A 22,338-nucleotide genomic window follows, 5' to 3' on the forward strand; every position below is an offset into this window, starting at 1 on the left:
CAGCGATCGATGTCGTTGGGACGGTTCCTCGTCAGACGAACGTTGCAGGGCCTGCTGGTGGTCTGGGGAGTGATTACTGTGGTCTTCCTCCTTCGATTTCTCTCCCCAGGCGACCCAGTGACGTTTATCGCTCCACTGGACGCGAGTCCCGAACTCAAGGAGCGGATCGCCGCAGATCTCGGGCTCGACCAGCCGATTCACGTCCAGTACGCCGACTACATCGTTGGCGTCCTACAGGCCGATTTCGGTTACTCGTTCCAGCGAGGCCTCCCTGCGAGCGAGGTGGTCTGGCTCCGGGTACCGGCGACCGTCGAACTGGCAATCGCCGCGAGCGTCGTCGCGTTCGTGCTCTCGATTCCACTCGGCGTCGTCGCCGCCACTCGACGACACAGCCCGGCCGACTACGGAGCGACGCTGTTCTCGCTTCTCGGAATCTCGACGCCGAACTTCTGGCTCGGGATCATGCTCATCCTCGTCCTATCGGTCCAGCTCGACCTGTTTCCGACGAGCCAGCGACCGATCGGCTTCCTCGAGGCCTGGAGTAACCTGATCGTGATCCACACCGGCGATCCGTCGGTATCGTTCCCGATGAAGCTCGGTTCGTTCGGCGACGATCTGGGGACGTGGCTCTGGCACATCGCACTTCCGGCGATCACCCTGGGCACGTACTTCACCGCGCTCATCACGCGATTGACCCGGAGTGGAATGCTCGACGAACTTGGGAAGGAGTACGTGACTGCCTCGCGAGCGAAGGGGCTCCCGGAGACGCTGGTGCGCTACCGGCACGCCCTCAGGAACACCCTCATTCCGATCATCACGGTTCTCGGGCTGCAGCTCGGGACGCTCATCGGCGGCGCGGTCATCACCGAACAGGTCTTCGCCTGGCCCGGGCTGGGATCGCTCCTGATCGACGCGATCAACGATCGTGACTGGCCGGTGATCCAGGCGTCGCTGATCGTCATCGGCGTGAGCTTCGTCATCATCAACATCGTCGTCGATGCGCTGTACGGCTACCTGAACCCGAAGGTGGGATTCGAATAATGGTCTCAGATCGAACCTGGCGAAACCTGCGAGCGGAGTTGCGTCGGAGTCACCTCGCGAAGCTCGGCGTCCTGCTGGTCCTCTTCATCGTCACGGCGGCGATCCTCGCGCCCGTCCTCGCGCCGCACGACCCGACCAAAACGAATCCAGAGGACAGCAATCTCCCGCCACTCGGCTTCAGTGAGACGAAGAACCAGTCGACGTCGCAGATGGTCGACGGAGAGATTCAGATCGTCGAGGAGAAGGTCGAGGTCAACGCGAAGAGCGAGCATCCACTCGGGACCGACCACGTCGGCCGGGACGTGCTCTCTCGAGTCCTCTTCGGCGCGCGGACGTCCCTCGTCGTCGGCATCATCGGCACAGCGCTCGCCGCACTGTTCGGCGTGAGCGTCGGCCTCGTGTCCGGCTACTACGGCGGACGGGTCGACGACGGCTTCATGCGGGCGGCCGACATCATGCTGGCGTTCCCATCGCTCGTGCTCGCGATCGCGCTCGTCGGCATCTGGGGACAGCAGTCCTACGAGATACCCGACCCGTTCCACGCGCTCGGAATCACTCCGGACATGCCGGAAGCGACCGTGGTACCGGGCACTGTCATCATCGTGGTCGCCCTCGTCAACTGGGTGTGGTTCGCGCGCGTCGCGCGCGGTGAGGCACTGCGGGTTCGCAACGAGGAGTACATCAAGGCGGCGCGAGCCAGCGGAATGCGGGACGTCGAGATCGGCTCCGTCTACGTCTTCGGTCGACGACTCCCGTTCCCGAGAGGAATCGTCATCCAGCACGTCCTCCCCAACAGCGTCACGCCGATCATCGTTCTCGCGACGATCCAGGTCGCCGCGATCATCCTCCTCGAGAGCGCGCTGTCGTTCCTCGGGTTCTCCGGGGCCAACCTCTCGTGGGGGATCGACATATCGCAGGGGCGGAACTACCTCTCGTCCTCGTGGTGGATCGCGACCGTGCCGGGCGTCGCCATCGTGATCGCCGTCGTGGGGATCAACTTGCTCGGCGATTGGCTCCGCGACGCACTCGACCCTGGCATCGACCAGGGGGAGGGCGGTGTCTGATGCCCGAGGACCTCCTCCGCGTCCGCGGACTGACGACCCGCTTCTTCACGCAAGAGGGGCAGGTCAACGCCGTCGAGGACGTCTCCTTCGACGTCCGCGAAGGCGAGGTGCTGGGCATCGTCGGTGAATCGGGCTCTGGCAAGAGCGTCACGGCACTCTCTCTGGTCGACCTGATCGACGACCCGGGTCGCGTCACCGACGGTGAGATCTGGTATCGCAACGAGGCGCTCGCGGACGCCGCTCGCGACCGCGGTGACGCGGCCGTCGACGGCGACTTCGTCGACGTGCGTCAGTTGGCGCTCCGACACCGCCGTGCGCTTCGAGGGCCCGACTTCGCGTCGATCTTCCAGGATCCAGCGAGCAGCCTCAACCCGTCACTGCCGGTCGGCGAGCAGATCGCGGAGGCCGTCGAGGTGCAGCGCCGCGCGAGCGCGAACCCCCGATCGACCCGCTCCCGGACCCAGTCCTACGGACTCGGCAAGTTCCTCGTCGGCGCGGCTGTCCCCGGCCGCGGGTATCTCAGCGAGGAGAGCAAGGCCCGGGCGATCGAACTCCTCGAGATGGTCGGGATTCCCGATCCGGCGGAGCGCGCCGAGGCGCTTCCCCACGAGTACTCCGGCGGGATGCTCCAGCGGGCGATGATCGCGCAGGCCCTGGCTGGCGAACCGAACGTGTTGATCGCCGACGAACCGACGACCGCGCTCGACGTCACGATCCAGGCACAGATCCTCGACCTCCTCCGGGACCTGCAGGAGGAAACCGGGATGACCATCCTGCTCATCACGCACAACCTCGGCGTCATCGCGCGGATGTGCGATCGCGTCGGCGTGATGTACGCCGGCGAAATCGTCGAACGGGGCACCCTCGAGGACGTGTTCGACGATCCCATCCATCCCTACACGCGGGGCTTGCTGGGATCGATCCCCGACCTCGAATCCGCCGGCGGACGGCTCCAGCCCATCGAGGGCAACGTCCCGAGTCTCCTCGACCACGAGATGGAGGACCGCTGTTACTTCGCGGACCGGTGTCCGAAAGCGATGGAGGAATGTCTGGAGAAACCCCCCGAATTCGACGGGCCCGGCACCGCGAATCACCGCGCGAAGTGCTACCTCGCGGACCATCCCTACGAACCGGAGCAGGCGTTGCCGGAAGGGTACTTCGAGGACGGAGATGGAGCGACGGGCAGTGATGGCGACGGCGGAGACGGAACGCGCGCCTCCGAAGTTCGCGCAGACGAGGTGGGAGCCGATGACTGAACCACTGCTCGAAGTTCGCGACCTCGAGAAGTACTTCTTCGAGCGCGACACCTACGTCGACCGTATCATGGGGTCGGATCCGGTGTCGATCAAAGCAGTCGACGGGATCAGCTTCGACGTCCACGAGGGCGAAACGCTCGGTCTCGTCGGCGAATCGGGCTGTGGCAAGTCCACGACCGGCGAGACGCTGCTCGGGCTTCAGGAGCCCACCGGCGGCACCGTGCGATTCGACGGGGACGACGTGTTCTCGCTCTCTCGGAGCGGGATGCGGACGTTCCGCCGAAACGCGCAGGTGGTGTTCCAGGATCCGTTCTCGAGTCTGGATCCACGGATGACCGTCGGTGCGATCGTCCGGCAACCGCTGGAGGTCCACGGCGTTGGAACGCTGGCCGAGCAACGTGAGCGAGTCCACGACCTGCTCGAGCGCGTCGGCCTGAGCGCCGACCAGTACGACCGCTACCCCCACGAGTTCTCCGGTGGCCAGCGCCAGCGGATCGGAATCGCGCGAGCACTCGCGCTCGAACCGGAGTTCCTCGTGCTCGACGAGCCGACGAGTGCGCTGGACGTCTCGGTACAGGCCCAGATCCTCAACTTGCTCTCGGACCTGCAGGACGAGTTCGACCTCACCTATCTGCTGATCTCCCACGACCTCTCCGTTATTCGCCACATCTGCGATCGCGTCGCGGTGATGTATCTCGGCGAACTTGTGGAGGTCGGTCCGGTCGGTGAGATCTTCGAGTCGCCACGACACCCCTACACGCAGGCGCTGCTGGAGAGCGTGCCGCGGGCCTCGACGGACGAGCGAGATCGCGACGTCGAAACGCTATCCGGCGACGTCCCGTCACCGCGCAATCCGCCCAGCGGCTGCCGGTTCAGGACGCGGTGTCCCGACGTCATCCCACCCGACGCGCTCGACGTCGAACAGGCGGAGTACCGACAGATCATGGACGTCCGGGAGCGCATCGAATCCGAGGACGTCGACCTGGATTCGGTCTGGGACTACGTCGCGGATGGGCCCCCGTCGTCGTTCGGATCGATCAGGTCGTACCTCGACAGGTCCGGCGACGGGACGGACGACTATCGCGACCAGCACGTGGACGCGTTCGTCGACCGCCTGGAAACGCGACTCGTGGACGTCGATCTGTCCGCACCGCACGACCGTACGGTGCGTGAGGCGTTCCGCGAACTCTGCTACGGCGACTGGGACGAGGCTGCGGCGGTGCTCGCTGACGACTACGAGAGCATCTGTGAGACCGTCACGCCGGTGTTGCAGGACGGCGCCGATCACCCCGTCGCGTGTCACCTCTACGACCAGCCACCGGTCGAGGACGGCCGATCGACGGGCGCGAGACCCGATGTCGGATCTGCCGATTCGGTTGACGCGGAGAACGCCAGTTCGGATTGAGCAGGGCTACGCGGTCGTCGATCGATTTCGTCATGGCGGGCACTCACGTCGGTTTCGACCGGCCGTTGCGCAGGTTTATGCCGCTTGTTACCGTATAGCTATTCGTGTTCGCCGATCGCAGGATCTTCGTCCTTCTCACAGCCGCGCTGCTCGTGCTCGTCCCGGTCGTCGGCGCCGTCGGCGTCGTCACCGGTCAGGACACGACGCGCGTCGACGAGGGGGGCACCTACTCCGGCGGGACCGTCGTCATCGAGGGTCCGATCGACGGCGACGTGCGGGTGTTCGCGGGGACGGTCATCATCCAGGGAGACGTCGACGGCGACGTGCAGGCGTTCGCTGGTACGGTGCAGGTCCAGGGGACGATTTCGGGCAATCTGCAGGCGGCTGCCGGCACTGTGGTCGTCGACGGCTCGGTTCGCGGCGACGTCTCCGTCGCCGCAGGGACGCTGGCGATCGACGGGAGCGTCGGGGGCAACGTCCGTTCGGCCTCCGGGACGACCCAGCTCGGCGAGCGATCCGTCGTCCTCGGCGATCTGGAGTACACGGGCGATCTGGAGCGACTCGAGGGGTCGCGCGTGCTCGGATCGGTCGACCAGCGGGTCGCCCTCCAGATCGGCCCAGTGCTCGTGCCCCCGCTCTGGGGCTGGTTCGTGACGGTCTTCGCGATGCTCGCCCACGCAGCACTCGGCGCGGTGTTGCTCCTGGCGTTCCCGGAGTACAGCAGGTCCGTGGTGGATCGGATCGAATCCGACCCACTCGTCACCGGGGCTGCTGGGCTGGGTGTGTTCGTTGGCGTCCCGATCGTGCTCGTGCTCCTGTTGCTCACGATCGTGGGGATCCCCGTCTCGATTGCGGGGCTGGTCATCTTCGGGATCGTCTGCTGGATCGGACTCGTGTACGGCCGGTTCGCGGTCGGGTACGTGCTCGTCAGGCGGGCCGGCCGCGACTCGCCGTGGCTCGGCCTGGGCGTGGGACTTGTCGGCGTCGGGGTGCTCACGCAACTGCCCTACGTCGGTGGACTCGTTCAGTTCGTGACCTTGTTACTCGGGCTGGGAGCACTCGGCGTGAGCGGTGCTCGCGAACTGCGACGGCGACGCGGGGAAATCGACTCAGATGCAGAGCCCACCGCTGCCGACGAAACCGCGTCGTAGAACACCGCAATCCGACCGTCAGTCAGCGAGTCGCCGTGCTATCTCTTGGAGCAGTATTCTCTTAGAAACGGTCTCCGTCCGTCCGAAGTCGGGCGTGGCGGATTCCGCCTCAGCCCGCGATTGCGCCTTCCGCCTCGAGCAGCTCGTGGTACCGGTTCCGGATCGTGACCTCGGAGATGTTCGCGACCCGGCTAACCTCGTTCTGGGTGACCTTCTCGTTGGTGAGCAACGATGCAGCGTAGACGGCCGCCGCGGCGAGGCCGACCGGCGACTTGCCGCTGTGGATGCCCTCGCTCTTGGCCGTCTTCAGGAGCTTCCTGGCACGGCGTTCGACCTCTTCTGAGAGGCCGAGTTCCGAAACGAATCGCGGGACGTACTGCTCCGGGTCGGCGGGTTTGATCTCTAGACCAAGTTCGCGGACGACGTAGCGGTACGTTCGTGCGATCTCGTCCTTCTCGACGCGGGAGACCGCCGTGATTTCGTCGAGGCTGCGGGGAGTCCCGGCCTGTCGTGCAGCGGCGTACAGGCTCGCGGTCGCGACGCCCTCGATCGACCGACCTGGAAGGAGGTCCTCGGCGAGCGCACGCCGGTAGATCACACTCGCGGTCTCGCGGACGTTCTCGGGGAGACCGAGCGCGGACGCCATCCGGTCGATCTCGCCGAGCGCCTGCTTGAGATTGCGCTCCTTCGAGTCACGCGTGCGGAAGCGCTCGTTCCAGGTGCGCAGGCGCTGCATCTTTTCGCGCTGCCGGCTGGAGAGCTGGCGCCCGTAGGCGTCCTTGTCCTGCCAGCCGATGTTCGTCGAGAGCCCCTCGTCGTGCATCATCTTCGTCGTGGGGGCGCCGACGCGGCTCTTCTCGTCCTTCTCGCGGGAGTCGAACGCGCGCCACTCCGGGCCGCGGTCGATCTCGTCAGTTTCGACGACCAGTCCGCAATCCTGACAGACGGTTTCGCCGTGTTCCTCGTCGTTGACGAGCTTGCCGCCACACTCCGGACACTGGACCGTCTCGTCGACGGATTCTGTTTCGGACTCGGTCTCGTCACGCTCCCGTTCGCGGGTTCTACGTCCGTCTGACATTATTGTGGGACTCCCTTTCGGGAAAACCGCTCCTATATGTCTTGCGCAGGACAGACCTTAAGGTCTTTGCCCAATTTCGACCCAATTCCGGCAGCAAGCGCCGATACGTCGGTTCTCGCTGCCGTTTAGCGGTTCGAGCGCTGGGACGCAACCGAGGCGACCGCTCGAGGGGCTACCGGTCGGTCCATTGACGGGAATCGACGCGTTTTCTCGGCCTGGTTGTATCGCGGCGAGCGCCGGAGCTGCCAGTCGAGTGACCGGACCGCCATTCGAAACGCTTACTCCCGGTCCGCAAGTGGATTCGGCCATGAGCGAGCAACGCGTCGACGAAGACGAGGTCGAGCACGTGGCGAGTCTCGCCCGCGTGGATCTCGACGAGGGGGACGCCGAGCGGTTCGTCGAGCAGTTCGCCGACATTCTCGAGGCCTTCGATGCGCTCGACGAGGTCCCCGCGGTCGACCGCGACGCAGATCTCACGAACGTGATGCGACCGGACGAGGAACGCGACTCTCTCGACCAGGAGGAAGCGCTCGCGAACGCTCCCGAATCGGAGGACGGCTTCTTCAAGGGGCCGAACGTCTCATAGATGGCCCACGACGCGTTCATCACCGAGATGGAGATCGCCGGGGCCGACGATGGCCCACTCGCCGGCGCCACCGTCGCCGTCAAGGACAACATCTCCACGCAGGGCGTGCCGACGACCTGTGGCTCCGCGATGCTCGCGGAGTACGAACCGCCCTACGACGCCACCGTCGTCGAGTCGATCCTCGACGCCGGTGCGACCGTCGTGGGCAAGACGAACATGGACGAGTTCGGCATGGGCACGACGACCGAGACCTCCGCCTTCGGCGTGACGGACAACCCGGCGGCACCGGGCCACGTTCCAGGTGGCTCCTCCGGCGGGTCGGCGGCCGCCGTCGCAGACGGTGAGGCCGACCTCGCGCTCGGCACGGACACCGGCGGCTCCGTTCGCTGTCCGGCGGCCTTCTGTGGCGTCGTCGGCATCAAGCCGACCTACGGTCTCGTCTCCCGGTACGGGCTGGTCGCCTACGCCAACAGCCTCGAACAGATCGGCCCCATCGCGCCGACCGTCGAAGAAGCGGCAGCCCTCCTCGACGTGATCGCAGGCCCCGACCCCAACGACGCGACGACGCGCGAGAAGGGTGCGGACAGCGACTACGTCGATGCCGCGGACGGCGACGTCGAGGGGCTCGACGTCGGCATCCCGACCGAACTGCTCGACGGCGCGGACGACGGCGTCGTGGAGACCTTCTGGGACGCGATCGACGACCTCGAGGCCCAGGGCGCGTCGACTCACGAGGTCTCCCTGCCCTCCCTCGAGCACGCCGTCGAGGCCTACTACGTGATCGCCATGTCCGAGGCCTCCTCGAATCTCGCGCGCTTCGACGGCGTCCGCTACGGACACTCCGGCGGCTACGACGGCAACTGGAACGAGACCTTCGCGAAAGCGCGACGCGAAGGCTTCGGCGACGAGGTCGTCCGCCGCATTCTGCTCGGAACGTACGCGCTCTCGGCGGGCTACCACGAGAAGTACTACGACCAGGCCCAGAACGCCCGGGCGTGGGTCAAACAGGACTTCGACGAGGCGCTCGATGACGCCGACGTGCTGGCATCCCCGACAATGCCGATCCCGCCATTCGAACTCGGCGAATCGCTCGACGATCCGCTGACGATGTACCTCGCCGACGCGAACACGACGCCAGTCAACCTCGCCGACCTTCCGGCGATCTCGGTGCCTGCGGGCGAGACGGACGGCCTCCCGGTCGGCATCCAGTTCGTGGGTCCAGCTTTCGGTGAGGAGACGATCGTTCGGGCCGGGAGTGCACTCGCCTGAGAGCGGTTCGCACCAGCCTCACCGCGGCGGGCGAGGGGCCCGCTCGTAGCGCAGGATCCGATCCGGTTTCTCCAGTTTGGCGTAGCTCTCCTGGAGCGCACGCTGTCGCTCGGGGGTGAGTCGGCGGTCGAGGACGTGCGAACCGAAGTCGGTAGTCGCGAAGAAGCGATCGGGTAGCTTCGGCGACGGCGCGCCGTCCTCGAACGTGACCTCTTCGACGAGTCCCTGTTCGACGAGTCGGTTGAGGCGTCGCTTGACCAGGTCGCGACCGTGCTCCCCGGCCGCCCAGCAGAGTTCCGGGAGCGTGGGCATTCGGTACGGGTGACCGACGATCCCCGTGAGGATCGCGACGTCTGCCTCGGTCAGGTAGACCTGGGCCGAGTCGTCCGGATCGTCGATCGACACGAGCGGCGATTCGCACCAGGGTGACTTACCGATTTGGGAGCCTCCGATCGAACCCGCTCGTCACGACCGAGCCACGTCGCTGGTTCCCCTTCTCGGCGGTGCTCCCTTGTTAGCACGGCACACCCCTTGCTGGCGGTGATCCTCCCTTTTTGGCGGTGGCCCTCTCGTTGCTGGCGATGGTCCTCCCTGTCCCGGCGGTGCCTTTTGGCTGATTGGGCCGGACTGTGCACGGGAAGCGGGGACTGCAATTCAGTCCCACCATGACCGACATCGGCTACACGCTCTCGAGCGAGGAGCACAGTCCCACGGATCTGGTCGAGCAGGCCAGCACGGCCGAGGCAGCGGGCTTCGACTTTCTCTCCATCTCCGATCACTACCACCCCTGGACCACCGCCCAGGGTCACTCGCCGTTCGTCTGGTCGACGCTCGGTGGCGTCTCGGCGGCGACCGAATCGATCGACGTCGGCGTTGGCGTCTCGGCGCCGATCCAGCGCATCCACCCGGCGATCTACGCGCAAGCCGCGGCGACGACGGCGGCGATGTTCGACGGTCGGCAGTTCTACGCGGGCGTCGGTACCGGCGAGAACCTCAACGAACACGTCGTCGGCGAGCACTGGCCAGAACACGCCGTGCGATTGGAGATGCTCGAGGAGGCCGTCGAGGTCGTCGACGCGCTCTGGACGGGCGAGGAAGTCAGCCACTACGGCGAACACTACACCGTCGAGAACGCCCAACTCTTCACGCTCCCAGCAGAGCGGCCACCCATCTGCGTCTCTGCCTACGGCGAGCGAGCGGCCCGGGCAGCGGCGGAGTTCGGCGACGGGTCTGGTCGGTCGGGCCCCAGGACGTCGTCGAGACGTGGGAGGAAGCAGGCGGTGACGGGCCGAGAGTCTGCCAGCTACAGGCCTGCGTCGCGGAAACGGAGGCCGAGGCCGTCGAGACGGCCTACGAGCAGTGGCCGATCACGGGCCTCGAAGGGGAACTCAACTCGATCCTACCGACACCAAGACACGTCGAGCAGGCGACCCAGATGGTTTCGAGAGCGGACGTCGCCGAGAGTTCGATCCTGACCGGGCCGGATCTCGACGCGCACGTCGAGCAGATCCAGACGGCGATCGACGCCGGCTACGACCACGTCTACGTCCACCAGATCGGAGACGACCAGGCGGCACTCGTCGACGCGTACCGCGACGAAGTGCTGCCGTCGTTCTAATGCCGGTCTGGCGCTCGATCGCAGGTCGGCCAATCGAGGCGACGATGGAGGCTCCCCGGACTCAGACCGGACTGATCTCGTCGTTGTCGTCCGTGATCAGGTCCTCGATCTCGGATTCGCGGTCGGACTTTTGCTCCGAGATGCTGTCCCGGGCGTCGAGGGCCTGCGACTGGAGTTCGTCGACGCGATCGACGTCGGTCACGTTCGAGAGGATGACGACGGCAGACACCGTGTCTGCGGAGGGGATGGGTGCGTCGCCCGCGAGGACCTCCATGCTGTTCGTCTGGTCTTCGACCCATCGCCGCGCACTCTCGAGGCCCTTTCTCGAGAACTCCTCGGGCGGGCCGGCGATCACGATGAGCGATCGCTCCGCGGACTCGACGTTCACCGGGAGCGTCAGCCGCGACTGGACGGCCTGCCGGACGAGGCCGCTGATCTTCTTCGCCTTGTCCGAGTCCTCCTGGGTGCCGTTCTTGCGGAACCGGTTCAGGAAGCTACGAGATTCGAAAGTCGACCGGTCGATCCCGGTCTCGGCGTACGCGATCGTGCTGATGCCGCCGGTCGCGAGTGTCCGACGGACGTCGCTCGCGTCCATCGCGTTCTCGGAGACCTCTTCACCGACGTTCCCGGCCGAGAGCAGGGTTTCGATGCGCTTGGCGATCTCGCGGTTCGTCCGTTCGTACCCACCGCCGATCGAGTCGGCGTTGCCGCGCCAGGCGTCGTTGTCGAAGACGATCAGGTTCTCTGTGGCCTCGACGAACGAGGGGAACGCCCGGGCCGCATTGTAGGACGGCCGTCCGCCTTCCTCGGTACTCGGGAGGACGCCGAGGCCGAACACGGGTTCCTCGTAGGTCTCGTTGAGCATCTCGCCGAGCACCGGCGCCCCTCCGCTCCCCGTCCCGCCGCCGAGCCCCGCCACGACGATGAACGCGTCGACGTCGTAAATCGGGACCTCCGAGAGCGCTCGTTCGACCTCGTGGAGGTCCTCCTCGATCACGGTTGCACCGAGGTCCGGGTCGGCACCGACGCCGTGGCCCTTGACCTGCCCGTTCGTCTGGCCGAGGAGCAGCCGATCCTCCTCCGGAATCGTGTCCAGTTTCGCGAGATCGGTGCCGGCCGTGTTGACGGCCATGACGGCTCGACAGAGGTCACGACCACTCTCGTTTTGATATCGGAATAGCTCGTCGGCGATCTTGCCACCGGCGTTGCCCACACCGATGAGCGCGATTTTCATGGTACGATTTCAGTAGAATTGACGTGTAGTTTGTAATGGAGCAGTTATCCCCGTCTGGGACAGTATCCGGGGCTCTACGCGGAGGCGGGGTGTTACCACTCGACACGCTGCCGAAGCGCTGCAAGCACAGATTAGGCCCGTCATTCCACAGAGTGCCGGAACGTAGCGGCAGTGAGTCGGCATCGATCGTCCGACGTGTGCCAGCACGCCGGAGGTAGCAGAGCTAAATCACCTCCTGTCAAGCGGCTACGGGCGGCCAGCTGCTGTCTGTCAAACTGCTGTCCGGGTAACTGCGGGCTGGCCAGTCGCTGTCCGGGCAACTGCGCGCCGGCCAGTCACTGTCAGGGTAACGGCGGGCCGGCCAGTCGCTGTCCGGGCAACTGCAGCGCGGCTCCTGAACGAGTAAGAACAAGCGCGATAATCGCGACGGCCAGGAATCTCGTTCCCTCGAACGTGATCTTCGGAGCCCCATCGGGACATGACGTGGTCGGCCTCCTTGAAATCCGTTCTCGAACGTATCCCCATCGCGATCGGCGTCGTTCGAACCGGCCCGAGACGGTGCCCGTCACGTCGCACGGACGATCGGTCTCGCCGATTTTGGACCACTCGTTCTCGATTCCGATACGTGTGGGCACGTGAGGGGCAACGATGACCAATGTTCCTATATTAGGTAGATTATTTGGCTGAAAGCGGGACTTGACTTCCGAATCAGACAATCTTATCACGTGAAAGCGATAATCAACTGCTGATGAACGGGTCCGATCAGGACTGGTGGCCGAATCAGTTGAAGGTAGCTATTCTCGACCAGAACGCTCGCGACGTCGATCCCTGGGGCGACGAGTTCGACTACGCAGAGGCGTTCGAGTCCCTCGACCTCGACGCCGTCAAAGCCGACATCGAGGACGTGATGACGACCTCGCAGGACTGGTGGCCGGCCGACTACGGTCACTACGGGCCGCTCTTTATTCGGATGGCCTGGCACAGTGCAGGGACCTACCGGACCACGGACGGTCGCGGCGGAGCCTCCGAGGGCGCACAGCGCTTCGCGCCACTCAACAGCTGGCCCGACAACGCGAACCTCGACAAGGCACGCCGACTGCTCCAGCCGGTCAAGCAGAAGTACGGACGGAAGCTCTCCTGGGCCGACCTGCTGATCCTGGCCGGGAACGTCGCCATCGAGTCGATGGGCGGCGAGACGTTCGGCTTCGCCGGCGGCCGCGAGGACGCGTTCGCGCCGGACGAGGCAGTCTACTGGGGCCCCGAAAACGAGATGGAGGCCTCCGATCGCTTCACCGACGACGGGGAGCTGGAGGAGCCCCTCGGCGCGACCGTCATGGGCCTCATTTACGTGAATCCGGAGGGCCCCGACGGGCAGCCTGATCCCGAAGCGTCCGCGGAGAACATTCGGGAGTCCTTCGACCGCATGGCGATGAACGACGAGGAGACGGTCGCCCTTATTGCCGGCGGGCACACGTTCGGGAAGGTCCACGGTGCCGATTCGTCCGAGCACCTCGGCCCCGAACCCGAGGCCGCGCCGATCGAAGAGCAGGGCCTCGGCTGGAAGAACGAGTACGGCTCGGGCAAGGGCGGTGATACGATCACGAGCGGGATCGAAGGTCCGTGGACCCAGGCGCCTATCGAGTGGGACCTGGGGTACCTCGACAATCTGCTCGACTACGAGTGGGAGCCCCACGAGGGCCCCGGCGGCGCGTGGCAGTGGAAGCCGGTCGACGAGGAACTGGAGGACTCTGTCCCGGACGCGCACGACGAGTCGGAGCAGACGACTCCGATGATGCTCACGACGGACATCGCCCTGAAGAAGGATCCCGACTACCGGGAGATCGTCGAGCGCTTCCAGGACAACCCGATGGAGTTCGGCATCAACTTCGCGAAGGCCTGGTACAAGCTGACCCACCGCGACATGGGGCCGCCGTCGCGGTTCCACGGCCCGGAGGTTCCCGAGGAGGAGATGATCTGGCAGGACCCCCTTCCCGTCGCGGACTACGACCTGATCGACGACGCAGCGGCCGCCGACCTGAAGGGGCAACTGCTCGAGTCCGATCTCTCCATCTCACAGCTCGTCAAGACTGCCTGGGCGTCCGCCTCCACCTTCCGCAGCAGCGACAAGCGCGGTGGCGCAAACGGCGCTCGCATCCGGCTCGAACCCCAGCGGAGCTGGGCGGTCAACGAACCGGAGGAGCTGGACGCCGTCCTGGAGACCTACGAGGAGATCCAGGCCTCGTTCAACGAGTCACGATCCGACGACACGCGCGTCTCCCTCGCAGATCTGATCGTGCTCGGCGGTCACGCGGCCGTCGAACAGGCCGCCGCGAACGCCGGCCACGACGTCACCGTTCCGTTCGAGCCCGGACGTACCGACGCCACCCAGGACCAGACCGACGTCGAATCCTTCGAGGCTCTCGAACCGAAGGCGGACGGGTTCCGGAACTACCTCGGCGAGGAGACCGACCGACCCGCAGAGGAACACCTGATCGACAAGGCAGATCTGCTGGACCTGACGCCAGCCGAAATGACGGTGCTCGTGGGCGGCATGCGGGCGCTGAACGCGAACTACCAGGGATCCGAACTCGGCGTCTTCACCGAGCAGCCCGAGGCGCTGACCAACGACTTCTTCGTAAACCTGCTCGACATGAGCGTCGAGTGGGAGCCGGTTTCGGACGACGAGAACGTGTTCGAGGGCCGGGACCGCGAAACGGGCGAACGCGAGTGGAAGGGGAGCCGCGTCGACCTGATCTTCGGATCGCACTCCCGGCTCCGAGCGATCGCGGACGTCTACGCGAGCGACGACGCGGAGGAGAAGTTCGTGGAGGACTTCGTCGACGCGTGGACGAAGGTGATGACGGCCGATCGGTTCGACCTCGAGTGAACTGAGCGGCGGTTCTCGACGCCAGCGGTTTTCGCCTCTCGCCCCCGTCGTCACTCGAAGGCGGTCATGCGTCGGATCGCAATCTGGAGCAGGGACGGCGTTACCAGCACCGAGACGAGCACGAGCAAGACGAACGCCGAGAACAGCTGCCTCGTTACGTATCCCTCCGTGAGTGCGGTACCGACAATCGCCAGGCCGACTCCCGCTTTGGGTACCATACCGACGCCGATGGCCACCGACTCGCCGACGTCACCGCCCGCGATGGCGTTGCCAACGAGTCCGCCGACGAACTTCGACACTACCCCGAGGGTTACGACGGCGATGAGGAACGCGTCGAGGGTGCTCAGGACCCGAAGGTCGATTCGGGCGCCCACGCCAGCGAAGAATATCGGTATGAACACGCCGTACCCGATGCCGACGATGCCCTCCCGGACCTCCAGTCGCGAGAAGCGCTCATTTTCACCGACGAGCAGCCCCACGACGAGCGCTCCGATGGTGACGTCGAGACCGGCCGCTTCTGCACCGTAACTGCCGAGAAACACCGCGCTGAGGAGTGCCAGGACGTCCACCCCGATCTGACGTGATCGTGCGAGGAGCGAGGAGAGCCACGCGACGATTCCGAATCGTGCCACCGCGACGGCGGCGAAGAACACGATCACCTTTCCAAGCGTCGTCACGGCCGCCTGGAACCCCTCTCCGGAGACGGTAGTCAACAGCAGGGCGAACGCGAGCAGTCCCAGTACGTCGTCCACGACTGCCGCGCCGACGATGCGGTGTCCGATCCGCGACTCGAGTCGCTCGAGGTCCACCAGCGTTCGTGCGGTGACCGCGATTGAGGTAACCGAGAGCGCGAGCGCCAGGAACGCCGTCTCGACCGCACCGTAGCCGAATGCGAGCCCCAGTGCCACGCCGGTGGCTGCGGGCACCACCATCCCGCAGAGGCCGATGCTGATCGCTGCTGGACCGACCGCGAGAAGTTCCGTGAGGTCGAGGTGCTCGTAGCCGACGTCGAAGAAGAGCAGCATCGCACCGATGGTTGCGAACACGGCGAAGGTGCCGTCGTAGTCGATGAGACCGACGACGGACGGCCCGAGGACGAGGCCCGCCACGATCTCACCGACGAGTGCAGGTTCCCCCAGGCGCTCGAGAACCTCGCCGAAAACGAGCGCGACGGCCAAGGTCGCGCCGACGACGAGCAGGACGTCCGCCATCGGGACCACGTTGTGCTCGCATTCACCTGTCTCTTGCTCCAACGGAGAGGACGACTGCACCGATCGCGTCGTTTGCCGGGGACACGAGAAGAGAAATCGATTTCGTCCGGCCGTCCAGCCGAGTTTTCGCTTCGGTACCGATCACGCGGTACCAATCAGGTAATTGATGGTATGGAAATCGAAAGCGCGACTTTGGTGGTGGTGAGCGAAGTTCGAGGTGGGATACCATGTCAACGACAGCCGAGGAGAACAAGCGCATCGTTCGTCGGATCCGTGACGAAGTCGAGGAGCAGGGTGATCTCGAGTCAGTTGACGAGATTTTCGCCGCGGACGTCGTGGTACACACGCCGATGGGAGAGTTCCGTGGTCGTGAGGCGATCAAAGAGATGTACCAGAGCGACAACGAGGCATTTTCGGACTCCACGGAGACGATTCACGACGTCGTCGCGGATGATGACACCGTCGCCATCCGAATGACGGAGCGTGGCACCCACGACGGCGAGTTCTTGGGGATGGAACCAACCGGCAGAGAATACGAGATACAGACCACGGCCTTCCTCCACCTGGACGACGGGAAGGTCACTGAATGGTGGATACAACCGGATACGCTCGGATTCTTTCGACAACTCGGCGTTGATCCCGAAGAGATCAGTGAGGCGGTACCGGCCGCCGACGACTGACTTCCGTCACGCACCCCTCAGATGCCAGATTGGGTTTCGACCTTCGGCGCGAAGTCGGATCGGACGGTCGTCCTGCTCCATCCAGCCGGGTGGACGCGCCACGCGTGGACGCCCCACGCAGAGCGGCTGGCCGACAGGTACTGCGTCGTGACAATCGACTTGCCGGGACACGGCGTCCATCCCGCTCCCGAATTCTCGATGGAGCGGGCCGTCGCCGACGTCGATCGCGTCCTCGACTCGTTCGGTACTGCAGCCCTCGTCGGCCATTCGCTGGGGGGATACGTTGCGATTCGTGCTGCGGCTGGCGATCCCGAACGAGTGGATGGACTGCTCCTGGCAGGCGCCGCCTACAACTGGTATTGGCGGTCGCCCGTGGGACTGGCGCTGAGTGTCGCCCAACGTCTTCAGTCCTCTCTCTTCGAGGGACTCTCGCACTTCCCCCGACTGGCTCGGCGGTTCAAGCACGTCCCCGACGACGAGACGCAGTTGCCGCCCCCGCACGAGGACACGCACCCGTACTGGACGGGCTTCGTCAGCGCCATCCGGGATATCACCTTTCGACAGTCCTGGCAGGACGTCGAAGCCTACGGCGGGCCGACGCTGATTATCCACGGCGATACGGAACTGCTTGCAGGGCAGGCGGGTGCCCTCGCCGCGAGGGCCAAGGCGAATTTGCGATGGATCGAGGGCGACCACTACGCCCCGATGGACGATGCAGAGACGTTCACGGCGGAGGTGGCACGGTTCCTCGACGACGTCTACGCCGTGCAGATGGAGGCGAGTGCATCTGAGAACAGGAGCCACCGAGTTCGGGACCTGCTCCGAGTTGGGGGGTGATCCCCCTACGGCTGTAACGCGGGAATCCCGACAGGACCACCGACGACGTAGCCTTCCAGAACGCCCCGGAGTACGTGGCCCTTTCCTCGGAGACGACCCTGTCGAGATCCGAGCGGCGACAGCGGACGTCGACGGATCAGCCGTCACCACTGTCGAGCGCTCCTCGAAGGCCGGTCGCCGTACTCTGCGGTGGCCGTCGGCAACCTGCATCTCGACGTGGCGTCGGTCGACACACTATTCGAAGCCCCTTCGTCGGATAATGCCTCCGAGAGCGTTCGGTTGCATCGCACCACCAGACGCACGGTGAGAACTAAACGGATCATGGTCGGAGATAGGGGAAGAACCCCTCACGGTAACGTCTTCTTCAGTAGTCACCGATACGCGTGCCGTGGTTCGTTTGCCGACTCCAAACTCTGGAGTCACCGAATATACTGTCTCCACCGCACCCGATTCCAGGTGGAACACGGACGCGTAAGCAGCGTCGTCGCGATTGAGAGGGGTATCGGGAGGGATCACTCCTCCGCCAGCAGTCCAGTGAGTGCACTGGCCGCGTCTTCGAAGGCATTGACGTCCATGCTATCGGTGGTGAACAGAACGCCCGCATCACCTCGAAGGATTCGGACGACGAAACCGTCCTCGTGGAATCTCACGGTAAACTCGTAGGCACCGATGTCCGTGCCATCTTCGCGCTGGGCAAGCATCGTACGCACTGGGCCCTCGGCGAACCCGGTTCGTTCGAACTCGACAAGTTGCGACTTGGCCTCTCTCACAGTATGGGTCGATTCGTAGAGTCCCTGCCTCGTATAGAGGACGTCGAAATTCGATGGGGTGAAATACACGACGCTCCGGAGCGTATCCCCGAGACTCGTTCGGACGGCGCTGACGATGCTCTCGCTCATCTCTTCAGTGAGGGCTGTCTGGAGGGTCATCACTCCACCAGATTGAATTGGTGTTCCGCGGTGACAACGATTGCGGTGGGGAAGCTACGTGGCGTCCGTCCAGTAACTGACTGGAAATTGAACCGTTCGGCGTGATAGACTGGACGACCGTCGACGAATTGTGAACGCCTGACGGAAGCAGATGCGCCTCGGCACGGGTTGCAATCACGAATCAGGGCACTGAAGCGATAGATACCCCTTCTGTCGTCCCGTACCCTCGACCGTGAAGTGTGGTCGTGGGCGCTGCAGGCGTTGAACCGGAGCCAGAGGTTCCTGCTCACTTCCACTGCGCGGGCTGCCTCTGGCCGGGTTCGAACCGTTGGACCAAGCGCTGCTCGTCACGACGTTCCTCGCAGGAGCATGGGCGCTGCAGGCTCCGGTTCGACTGTCAAACGGAGATCTTTGCGACGCCGGGACTGGATTCGGGTGTGTCCGAGGTGGCAACATTAGATAGTTCTACACGCGTATTCGATCCCGTACTGAATCGAATCCACGTATCTGGCACGGGGTTCTGCCACTCGTCTCGACAACAGGAGTGCTGCCACTGGATACGGGAGTCATCGAATCGAGAGTTGGATGGCTCCATAGAATGGAGCGTCAGCAGTCAAAGCTCCGTCGACTGAGAGAACTCACGCGGATCCCACCGAGCAACTCCGCACCCTTCTCAGTCCGGCCCTGGATCATCCACCGCACGATCGTGGACCCGAATCGTCGAAATTCGAGTCCCCTCGACGCCCGTCACCTCGAGGACGTGCCGGTCAATCTCGACGCGATCGCCACGTTCCGGGGCACGGTCGAGTTGTTCGAGTACAAGTCCGCCGATCGTTTCGACCTCTTCGCTCGTGAGGTCTCCCTCGATCACGTCGTTGATTGTTGACAGCGGGACGCCGCCATCGACGTCGTACCCGTCGTCGTCACGCTGGCGAATCGAGGGCTCACGCTCGTCCACGTCAAACTCATCCCGGAGGTCTCCGACGAGCGCCTCGACGACGTCTTCGACCGTTGCAATCCCCTCTAGTGCCCCCCACTCGTCGATCACTGCGGCCATCTGCTGTTGGTCTTCCCTGAACTGTCGCAACAGATCGCTTAGCGCCATCGTCTCGGGGGCGATGATGATCTCGCGTGCGATGTCGCCGACCACTTCGGCGTTCTCGCCTCCCACCTCCGCGCGTAGCACGTCCTTGACGTCAACGAATCCGACCACCTGGTCGCCGTCGTCGGCCTGGAGCACTGGATAGCGCGTATGCCCCTCCTCGAGGACGATCGAATGAAGGTCGGAGAGCGAGCTATCAGCCGGAACGCTCACCACGTCCGGTCGTGGAACCATCACCTCCCGCACCACGATATCGTCGAGATCAAAGACCCGCTCGATCATGGTCACTTCCGCGACGTCGATGTCACCCCCCTCACCCGATCGAGTGAGCACCCGCAAAAGCTCCCGTTCGCCGAGCGTCTCGTCCGTTTCGGAAGCGGGTGGGACGCCGAGTGATCGCGTGAATGCGTTGGCGGCACCGTTGAACACGACGATCCCCGGATAGAGCAAGAAATAGAAGATCTTCATTGGCGGGGCGAGGAACAGGGAGAGTCGCTCTGTCTGGGCGATTGCGAGCGTCTTCGGCGCGAGTTCACCGAAGACGACGTGAAGGAACGTGATGATACTGAAACCGATTGCGAACGCGACGAGATGGATGAGGCTCGCCGGGAGAACCGATTCCAGTACGGGCTCGATGAGTGCCGCCACTGCTGGTTCGCCGACCCATCCCAATCCGAGTGAAGCGATGGTGATACCGAGTTGCGTCGTGGCGAGATAGTCGTCGAGATTCTCCATCACCTCCTGGAACGTCCCCGCACCGGTGCGCCCCTCCTCTGCAAGTTGTTCGACCGATGTCCCTCGTATCCGCACGAAGGCGAACTCTGCAGCGACGAAGAAGCCGTTGAGTACCACGAGCACCAGCGCAACGACGACCTGCGCCAGTGAGAGTGCGAGGTTTACCATTGGTGGGGCTGGAGGCTTCGGCTGTTCGATTCTCGTGTGACCATAGTCGTGCATCTCGTTCCACCTACAAAAATCGTTTAAAAGATGCTCGCAGCGATCCGACTGTCGTGATCATCGAACGAACGCAGCGGACCGGCCTGTTCGGCCGGAAATGGCCGCGCTAGCTGGCGATCATATCAAGACGCACCTCTGGGCGTTGCAGGGTTGTGAAGTACGCCCAGACGTGCTCGTTTCGATGCGCGCGTTTGGTCTCGTTCAAATCCTTCGCGCTACACTTCTCGCTCCTCAGATCCGTCCACCGAAGCGGCGAAGCCGCTTTGAGCAGTCGCTCACTGCGTTCGCGACAACTTCCCAAGGGAGTGGGCGCTGCAGGCTCTGGTTCGATGATCGAACGAATCGACCTTTGCGGCGTGAGGCTGCTTTATTCGGGCATTTGAGAAGTGGTGAATGTCTGGTTCTGAGCATGTATCCAAACCATGCTGAATAGAACGTGCGTATTGACCACCGCAGTTTAGACAGTTCAAAGAGATGTTTCGATAGCTGTGCGAGATACAGGGCGCGAATGTTGCACAAACTGAGAACCAATCTGTGATGTGTAGTGACCGATCAGTAGCAGCCAAGTAAACGAAGACATATCAGCTATCAAACTGTCAGTGTAGTTATATTTGTAGCTGTTGCAGTATGAGCGGAACACTGCACGCAGTGTTCAGCTCAACTATGGATCGACGTGAATTATTACAAGCGGGGGCGGGCGCGCTGGCGCTCACCCAGGTGCCGATAGCACTTGCACAGGACGACGAGGATTTCGACGCTGCCGCATTGTTTAGTGCCGGTTCGATGACCGGCGATCAACAGAATCCGCCGCTCGAAAGTGACGGTGTCGGCGCTGCGGTCTTCAGTCTGTCACAGGATGCATCCGAACTTCACTACGTATTACTCAATACGGAACTTGAGGGAGTTACTCAAGCACATATTCACGCCGGAGAGCGCGAAGAGACCGGTGATGTCGTCGCGTTTCTGTTTGGCCAGCGAGATGAGGACGGTGTCTACACAGGGGAAATTGAGGGGGGAGTTACCTTCAACGGCGTTCACGCAACCGGTACGATCACGGAGGACGATCTTCTCGGGCCGTTCGAGGGTGAATCGTTCCAGATACTCGTAGACGCCATGCAAAATGAGGAAACGTATGTGAACGTTCACACAGTCGAACATCCTGAGGGTGAAATCCGGGGACAATTGATGGAAGTTCAAGACATCGACATCAAGTTCACCGAGATGGACGACATCTGGCATGAGGGTGGACAGCTCCACATGCAACCCGACTCTCGATTGCTGATCCGCGAAAACGACGAGATTATTCACCACCACGATAACACCCGAGGACGCCAACGACATCACGATCCAGAGACCGATGGGGATGATGAGCGTGGTCGAGAGCCAGATGATGACGGTCGTGGTCGAGGGCCAGATCACGGGCCCGACGACGCCCGGGGGCGTGGACGAGGCGATCATCATCGACGCCGAAGAGATGACGACGATGAGTAGTTGATTACGGTAACCGTCTCCGTTGTTCAGGGGGAGCCATAATACATTTGTCAATTCCAGACCGGCCGTGTTCTGTTCGCACGTGAAGTGTACGTATAATCCACATATTTCTGTGCGAAAGAAATAAGGTCATCGTACTGCACTTAACCTCTGTATTCAGCACGGAATTCCTGACAAAACCTGGGATGATTCTGACCCGAGTTCTCCGATTCGGCGCAAGCACGATTGCTCATCAATCGGCGATTGATTTTCCGAATTGCCACCAGTTTGGCTGTACGCGAATCCCTGTGGAAATCACTCGCTGTTCGACCATCGAATGAAAGCAACGGCGCTGCGTTCGGTTGGCGGGCCACCTCGACGCTGCCGTGCGATTATATCTCGGGAAAATATGGGCGCTGCAGGATTTGAACCCGCGACAACTTGGTCCGAAGCCAAGCACTCTATCCAGACTGAGCTAAGCGCCCTGCGCTGACGTATCGCTGGATTGCGTTTAAGTCCGACGATTCACCGTGGCGGGTAGTATTATCTGGCTCGAACGAGTC

General features: G+C 63.6%; 17 protein-coding genes, 1 tRNA gene and 1 pseudogene. 12 read left to right on the top strand and 7 right to left on the bottom strand.

From position 1 onward, the window contains the following. The first annotated feature begins 9 nt into the window (after positions 1 to 9). The 5 genes from L593_RS14655 to L593_RS14675 all read left to right on the top strand — a co-directional run bounded on the left by L593_RS14655 (position 10) and on the right by L593_RS14675 (position 5,917). A complete protein-coding gene (locus L593_RS14655; protein WP_049894201.1) occupies positions 10 to 1,041 on the top strand; it encodes an ABC transporter permease in 1,032 nt (343 codons plus the stop codon). After that, positions 1,041 to 2,105 (top strand): ABC transporter permease, encoded by a 1,065-nt coding sequence (locus L593_RS14660; RefSeq protein WP_020447759.1) that lies wholly within the window; start codon positions 1,041 to 1,043, stop codon positions 2,103 to 2,105. Before L593_RS14655 ends, L593_RS14660 begins: the two co-directional genes overlap by 1 nt. Further along, a complete protein-coding gene (locus tag L593_RS14665) occupies positions 2,105 to 3,361 on the top strand; it encodes an ABC transporter ATP-binding protein (protein WP_020447760.1) in 1,257 nt (418 codons plus the stop codon). Before L593_RS14660 ends, L593_RS14665 begins: the two co-directional genes overlap by 1 nt. Next, positions 3,354 to 4,766 carry an ABC transporter ATP-binding protein gene (locus L593_RS14670; RefSeq protein WP_144060784.1) on the top strand — a complete coding sequence of 471 codons (1,413 nt, stop codon included), beginning with the start codon at positions 3,354 to 3,356 and terminating at the stop codon, positions 4,764 to 4,766. Before L593_RS14665 ends, L593_RS14670 begins: the two co-directional genes overlap by 8 nt. 104 nt (positions 4,767 to 4,870) lie before the next feature. After that, entirely contained in the window at positions 4,871 to 5,917 is a 1,047-nt protein-coding gene (locus L593_RS14675; RefSeq protein WP_020447762.1) for a polymer-forming cytoskeletal protein, read from the top strand. 109 nt (positions 5,918 to 6,026) lie between these two features. Here the strand turns inward: L593_RS14675 and L593_RS14680 are convergent, their stop codons facing one another. Then, the gene (locus L593_RS14680) at positions 6,027 to 6,995 is read right to left on the bottom strand and encodes a transcription initiation factor IIB family protein (RefSeq protein WP_020447763.1); all 969 of its coding nucleotides are present in this window, start codon (positions 6,993 to 6,995) and stop codon (positions 6,027 to 6,029) included. A 307-nt stretch (positions 6,996 to 7,302) separates the two neighbouring features. Here L593_RS14680 and gatC point away from each other — a divergent pair, with 307 nt between their 5' ends. Further along, positions 7,303 to 7,581, top strand: coding sequence for an Asp-tRNA(Asn)/Glu-tRNA(Gln) amidotransferase subunit GatC (gene gatC, locus L593_RS14685; RefSeq protein ID WP_049894202.1), 279 nt, complete (start codon positions 7,303 to 7,305; stop codon positions 7,579 to 7,581). After that, the gene (gene gatA, locus L593_RS14690) at positions 7,582 to 8,850 is read left to right on the top strand and encodes an Asp-tRNA(Asn)/Glu-tRNA(Gln) amidotransferase subunit GatA (RefSeq protein ID WP_020447765.1); all 1,269 of its coding nucleotides are present in this window, start codon (positions 7,582 to 7,584) and stop codon (positions 8,848 to 8,850) included. 18 nt (positions 8,851 to 8,868) lie between these two features. Here the strand turns inward: gatA and L593_RS14695 are convergent, their stop codons facing one another. Further along, positions 8,869 to 9,255, bottom strand: a complete 387-nt coding sequence (locus L593_RS14695) for a hypothetical protein (protein ID WP_020447766.1) — start codon at positions 9,253 to 9,255, stop codon at positions 8,869 to 8,871. Between the two features lie 260 nt (positions 9,256 to 9,515). On the opposite strand from L593_RS14695, the pseudogene L593_RS14700 reads away from it, so the two are divergent. Next, a pseudogene (locus L593_RS14700) lies at positions 9,516 to 10,468 on the top strand (TIGR03557 family F420-dependent LLM class oxidoreductase). 61 nt (positions 10,469 to 10,529) lie between these two features. Here the strand turns inward: L593_RS14700 and L593_RS14705 are convergent. Continuing rightward, positions 10,530 to 11,702 carry a tubulin/FtsZ family protein gene (locus tag L593_RS14705; protein WP_020447767.1) on the bottom strand — a complete coding sequence of 391 codons (1,173 nt, stop codon included), beginning with the start codon at positions 11,700 to 11,702 and terminating at the stop codon, positions 10,530 to 10,532. A gap of 748 nt (positions 11,703 to 12,450) precedes the next feature. Between L593_RS14705 and katG the strand changes: the two genes are divergently transcribed. Next, entirely contained in the window at positions 12,451 to 14,589 is a 2,139-nt protein-coding gene (gene katG, locus L593_RS14710) for a catalase/peroxidase HPI (protein ID WP_020447768.1), read from the top strand. 50 nt (positions 14,590 to 14,639) lie between these two features. Here the strand turns inward: katG and L593_RS14715 are convergent, their stop codons facing one another. Then, complete coding sequence (locus tag L593_RS14715) at positions 14,640 to 15,800, bottom strand: cation:proton antiporter (RefSeq protein ID WP_020447769.1); 1,161 nt, start codon at positions 15,798 to 15,800, stop codon at positions 14,640 to 14,642. 227 nt (positions 15,801 to 16,027) lie between these two features. Here L593_RS14715 and L593_RS14720 point away from each other — a divergent pair, with 227 nt between their 5' ends. Next, positions 16,028 to 16,480 (top strand): ester cyclase, encoded by a 453-nt coding sequence (locus L593_RS14720; protein ID WP_020447770.1) that lies wholly within the window; start codon positions 16,028 to 16,030, stop codon positions 16,478 to 16,480. Between the two features lie 21 nt (positions 16,481 to 16,501). Further along, complete coding sequence (locus tag L593_RS14725) at positions 16,502 to 17,317, top strand: alpha/beta fold hydrolase (RefSeq protein ID WP_020447771.1); 816 nt, start codon at positions 16,502 to 16,504, stop codon at positions 17,315 to 17,317. Between the two features lie 512 nt (positions 17,318 to 17,829). Here the strand turns inward: L593_RS14725 and L593_RS14730 are convergent. Together L593_RS14730 and L593_RS14735 are read right to left on the bottom strand one after the other, a co-directional pair. After that, positions 17,830 to 18,246, bottom strand: coding sequence for a hypothetical protein (locus tag L593_RS14730; protein ID WP_020447772.1), 417 nt, complete (start codon positions 18,244 to 18,246; stop codon positions 17,830 to 17,832). A 673-nt stretch (positions 18,247 to 18,919) separates the two neighbouring features. Then, positions 18,920 to 20,251 (bottom strand): hemolysin family protein, encoded by a 1,332-nt coding sequence (locus L593_RS14735; RefSeq protein WP_020447773.1) that lies wholly within the window; start codon positions 20,249 to 20,251, stop codon positions 18,920 to 18,922. 681 nt (positions 20,252 to 20,932) lie between these two features. Here L593_RS14735 and L593_RS15445 point away from each other — a divergent pair. Further along, complete coding sequence (locus tag L593_RS15445; protein WP_081638721.1) at positions 20,933 to 21,796, top strand: CHRD domain-containing protein; 864 nt, start codon at positions 20,933 to 20,935, stop codon at positions 21,794 to 21,796. Positions 21,797 to 22,185: 389 nt separating this feature from the next. Here the strand turns inward: L593_RS15445 and L593_RS14745 are convergent. Further along, positions 22,186 to 22,260: transfer RNA gene (locus L593_RS14745), tRNA-Arg, on the bottom strand. Positions 22,261 to 22,338: the final 78 nt, after the last annotated feature.

It is taken from the genome of Salinarchaeum sp. Harcht-Bsk1 (assembly GCF_000403645.1).
Lineage (GTDB): Archaea > Halobacteriota > Halobacteria > Halobacteriales > Salinarchaeaceae > Salinarchaeum.